5 protein-coding genes are annotated in these 4,555 nt (G+C 40.4%); 2 read left to right on the plus strand and 3 right to left on the minus strand.

Features of this window, described 5'->3' with window-relative positions:
• Positions 1-130: 130 nt before the first annotated feature.
• Positions 131-1,288 carry a MarR family transcriptional regulator gene (locus tag R7Z77_RS23605; RefSeq protein ID WP_253652036.1) on the minus strand — a complete coding sequence of 386 codons (1,158 nt, stop codon included), beginning with the start codon at positions 1,286-1,288 and terminating at the stop codon, positions 131-133.
• Between the two features lie 100 nt (positions 1,289-1,388).
• On the opposite strand from R7Z77_RS23605, the gene R7Z77_RS23610 reads away from it, so the two are divergent.
• On the plus strand, positions 1,389-1,553 hold the full coding sequence (locus R7Z77_RS23610; protein WP_025591867.1) for a helix-turn-helix transcriptional regulator: 165 nt from the start codon (positions 1,389-1,391) through the stop codon (positions 1,551-1,553).
• A 452-nt stretch (positions 1,554-2,005) separates the two neighbouring features.
• Positions 2,006-2,821 (plus strand): restriction endonuclease, encoded by an 816-nt coding sequence (locus tag R7Z77_RS23615; RefSeq protein ID WP_005480548.1) that lies wholly within the window; start codon positions 2,006-2,008, stop codon positions 2,819-2,821.
• A gap of 398 nt (positions 2,822-3,219) precedes the next feature.
• On the opposite strand, the gene R7Z77_RS23620 is transcribed toward R7Z77_RS23615, so the two are convergent.
• Both R7Z77_RS23620 and R7Z77_RS23625 read right to left on the minus strand, forming a co-directional pair.
• Positions 3,220-3,684 carry a hypothetical protein gene (locus R7Z77_RS23620; RefSeq protein WP_025500613.1) on the minus strand — a complete coding sequence of 155 codons (465 nt, stop codon included), beginning with the start codon at positions 3,682-3,684 and terminating at the stop codon, positions 3,220-3,222.
• Positions 3,674-4,210 carry a type II toxin-antitoxin system MqsA family antitoxin gene (locus R7Z77_RS23625; protein WP_025500614.1) on the minus strand — a complete coding sequence of 179 codons (537 nt, stop codon included), beginning with the start codon at positions 4,208-4,210 and terminating at the stop codon, positions 3,674-3,676. Before R7Z77_RS23625 ends, R7Z77_RS23620 begins: the two co-directional genes overlap by 11 nt.
• Positions 4,211-4,555 lie beyond the last annotated feature (345 nt).

The following is a 4,555-nucleotide window of genomic DNA, read 5'->3' on the forward strand; positions in this document are numbered from 1 at the left end:
CCAGCAATTGTATTTAAAGAAATGGCATTGGCTGCTTGATATTAGCGAGTGTCGCACTTCGCAGTTGAATTCGGGAATAATTAAAAATGTAAAATAAATTTGATTGTTTTTTGAACAGTTACTTTGCTGCTTAGGAGAGCAATTGATGTTTTTTAATGATCTGGTGTATGCGTTGTCTGCTAAGCCCAAGCGTTCTGGCGATATCACTTAAGTTAGTTTTGCTATTCGTTGCTAGTTGTTGTTTTAACAGCTCTTTGATCAACTGGTGTTGTTCTAGATTGGCTCCATATCCAACGTCTGGGCCACGCTTAGTTTCAATGCTATTGATTCGTTCTACACATTCGAAGCGATGCAAGATCCCAATCAGTGTGGTCCAAGTATTCAACTCATTGAAAAGCGTTAGGCACTCTTTATCACTCCACGCGTTTGGTTCTTTAGAATCTAAACATCTCACTATCGCGATACACCATGATGACCATTGACCAAAATCATCTGACTTGATCTGATTTATTTTTTTATAGCTCGCTGGGTAGTTTACTTTACATGTCTGAACAATGTTCTTTGATAGTGTGATCCAGTCCCCTGACATAGCGCTATCTTTACAGTGACGTAGAAATACTCGTGGATGCGGCGCATAGCCGCTGACCAGATCATACAGTTGTCGTCCTAACTTTTTCTGTTTGTTAGGCTGTGCAAGATACTTTTCGTAAGCAGTGCTGTTCTGGTTGGGCAGGTGTTTCAATGCAGTGATAACTGCGTATTTTTGCTGTTTATAAAGTTTAGTGGACTTAATGGGATGGTGTTTTTCGCAGTAGTAGTGAGATCGGCTGCGTAGACGCCAGCATAGTGCGCAGTAAGGTAGAACACTGTTCCAGCGTATCGCTTCTTCTTGGTGCTGTGGCGTGAGTGAACGTAAATCTTTTAACCCCCACAGTACTTGATCCATATAATCGATACGTTGTTGAGTATGAAGACCGAATCCACGTAAAGCTAGCACCGTTTCAATAAGTTTAATTGTTTTATTTAATCCACCATAACTTTCGATGATCTCGGCAAGATGGATAGCATTAGAACTGCTGTACTTTTTGAGTATGGTTCCATGTTGTCTGAGTAACTTGGTAAACCACGTTTCCAGAACAATGTTCCGAGCGGCATCAACAGCGTATAAATACCCAGAACGACGTCGCTGAGCAATTTTACAACCTCGATATTCGGCCTGTTTTTTTAAGTCATTAATTGCTGTTTCTAGCTGTACTCTCAATGCATTGCGCTTTTGATCTAAGTCCATTCGTTATCATGTCAATATGGTTTGTTGCTTATTCTATATTATGAGTTGGGCGATGAGAATCTAAGATGCGACTAAATAATAGAGAAATAAAGGTAATAAAATGTTTGTAAGACAAGAGCAGTTAGCGAAAGAGATCGGGGTAAGCGTAAGTACTTTGTGGCGCTGGCGTCGAGATGGAAAAATACCACCCGTTGTTACGCTTAGTTCTAGAGTTGTTGGGTGGCAGAGAAAAGATATTGAGCGATGGCTAGAAGAACAAAAATAGATGCACTTGTTACTGCGAGAACAGTGTTCTCGCTTAACCTTCGTAAATATAAAGTAAGTCATTGTTTACATGATTAATAACACGAATAAAAATGCTCTTGCAGGAACCTTGTTCCTGCTTTTGTCTATCTCAGGGAGCCACTTTCTTCTCAAATCTTCATTAGTTGAACGGAGAACGATGTTCTCCGAATGGCGAAAGACAGAGTTAGGTATTATCCGACTCGTGTTTGGGTATATAGGCAAAGGCTGGTAGCGTTCAAACGCTACTGCGAGAACACTGTTCTCGCTCACATCATCAAAAACTAAAGTTTGGTCATTTAATTAATAAATAAAAATGCTCTTGCTAGAACAATGTTCTAGCTGTTTGTTCTCCCACTAAATACATGATTTAACTCTATGTATTAGGTCTGGCAATTGTGCTTTAATGCATTTTGATGCTTATTGGGAGGAGTTATGGCTCGGAAAAATGATGGAATTATTTGGCATTTGATGGATGCGCCGTGGTGGGTGAGTATCTTGTTCTCAGCAGGCATTTATGTTGGTTTATCTTTCCTATTGCCAGGTTTAGCGGCTCGCAGTGATAACTTCATCTTCAATGCCATTGGGCCGAATCTTCCGCAAATGGCACCGTATTTTGCTTTTTTGTTTTTAATTCCTGCTCCCATTGCATTCTTTAAGCAGTATCAGCGAAAGCATAATTATCTTGCGACGACGTCTCAAATCAGAGCACACAAAAACACGACTCCGCTTAATTCCCTCAGTTGGATTGAATTTGAAAGCTACATTGGCGAGTACTTTAAGCAGCAAGGCTACGACGTTAAACAATCTTTCTCAAAGCAGGCCGATGGTGGGGTAGATATTTGGTTAACTAAAGACGGTGAGTTGAGTCTTGTACAATGTAAGCACTGGAAAGCTAGAAAAGTCGGAGTTCAAGTCTTAAGAGAAATGTATGGTGTGATGATCGACAATCGTGCTAGCAAAATGATCATCGTAACATCGGGAGATTTTACTTCTGAAGCCATCGCCTTTGCTCAAGAGAAGCGCATGTGGTTGGTTAATGGTAGCGAGCTAGTCCACATGATTGAAGATGGACGCAGCTTTATGAATAAGCCAGTCATTGGTGAGCCTGCACCCGAGCCTCATTCCAAGGTTTGCCCAAACTGCCAGTCTAACCTTGTGATTCGTGTTGCTAAAAAAGGTCGTAATGCGGGTAAAAGTTTCTATGGTTGCTCTGCGTATCCTAAGTGTCGCTACACTTGCGACTGTTGAATATGAGTGAGGGTTCAAGCAGTTTAACCGTATAGAAGGGTGTTCTCATAACATAAAAGTTAACCTATTGAGTCTGGCTGGCAGAGAAGAATGCTACTGTGAGAACACTGTTCTCGCTCAAATCATCAAAAAAACTAAAGTTTGCTCATTTCATTGATAGATAAAAAAGCTCTCTTAGTTCTGAACCCTCTGATGGTAAATATATTAATAACAATTCTATTCTGAAACGCCTACCCCTTTATTGGTTTCTAGTAAAATAGAATGCTTAGATAAATATAGTTCGCCTAAATACCGCTTACTTTATGTGGCAATAGGATGTTTTTATGTCCGTAAGTGGCTTTGGGGGGAAATCGATCTAGCGGCTAAAAACCAGTGCAGTTAGCACTGGTTTGGCTTAGTTATTTAGTGAACTGTACGGTAGGAAGGACAACTCTTGGTAATCTCATGCGCTCACATTGGGAACTTAAATATTCTCGCCAGTATGGCCAAACATGGTAGCTAGCGTTTTTCAATGAAAACTCATCGATACATTCTTGTTCTAAAGGAGATTTTATTCTGTATTCTGCTATAAAATCACTTTCAATAGCAGCTTTTATATCTGGTTTCTCAGCATCTTCTGATGGAACGATCCATCGTGTGCCAAGTCGCACGAATACACGAAGTAATTCACCATCATCTTCAATCTGAATCGTTTCGCTCTTGTGTACAACGTGCATCTGTTGGATGTGAAGGTGTTCAATTTCACTATATGATTTAGTATCAAAATCGTCTGCACAGAATGCTCTTGTACTTTTCTGATACACATCTTCAATAACCAGATTTTCAATGGCTTTCTGTAAGTGGTTACTATTTTTAGTAGCCATAATTTGCCTCTAAACCAAACTCATGTTGACGCACTACATGAGTTCGCTTGATATTTAATTTATCGTGGAAATTTACTATTGCTACAGTCGTCCAGTCGGTAGCTATTTGACGCTTAACGCCTGCATTTGCCATCAGCTTATCGAGAGAGGCTGGAACATCGCGAGCTACCCTGATGAGCCTATCCATAGCTTCGGACTGTATTACATCATCAGACTCGTATTTTGAAAATGCCACAGGGCCGCCACCAAATATTTTTGCAGCATCCTCTTGGCTGAGACCCCAACCCTTACGAAGTTCGCGCACTTCAACGCCTGTCAAAAGGCCTTGAACTTGCTTTTTGAAAGCAATCATTGCACGTTTATTAAAACGAGCATTTGCAGGGGTTGCTTGTTCACTTCCACATACATCACAAGTTGAAAATTGACTAGAAATTGAACCATGCTGTCCCATATGTTCAACATGGATAATTTCTTCTTGGGTACTCAAGTGGCCTTGTTCGCAGATCGGACAAATTTTAGTTGTCATTGCTCAATCCTTATTGCGAGACGTGGCATGACACAAGTAATAGAATTTTACCTGTCTTACCAATCGCAAATTTTACATAATAATTACAGCTCATATACTTATATGCATGCTCTCGCCATTCCTCTCTTTGTAAGCGGTAGCTATCACATGCTGCCCAAGGTCCAGTTGGCTTTTGAACGCACCACTCAGAATTCACGTATTGGCCTTGGGTTATGGCTTGTCTTAATAAATTTTGGATATCGTCAGTATCAAGTGCAAGTGATTCTATAGGCTTTGTTGCTTAATTCGATGAGAAGACATGGTAGCCCCATGTTGTTCAGTTCTTAAACAACATACTGAGTTTCA

The sequence above is a fragment of the Vibrio sp. 1401 genome (assembly GCF_033340295.1).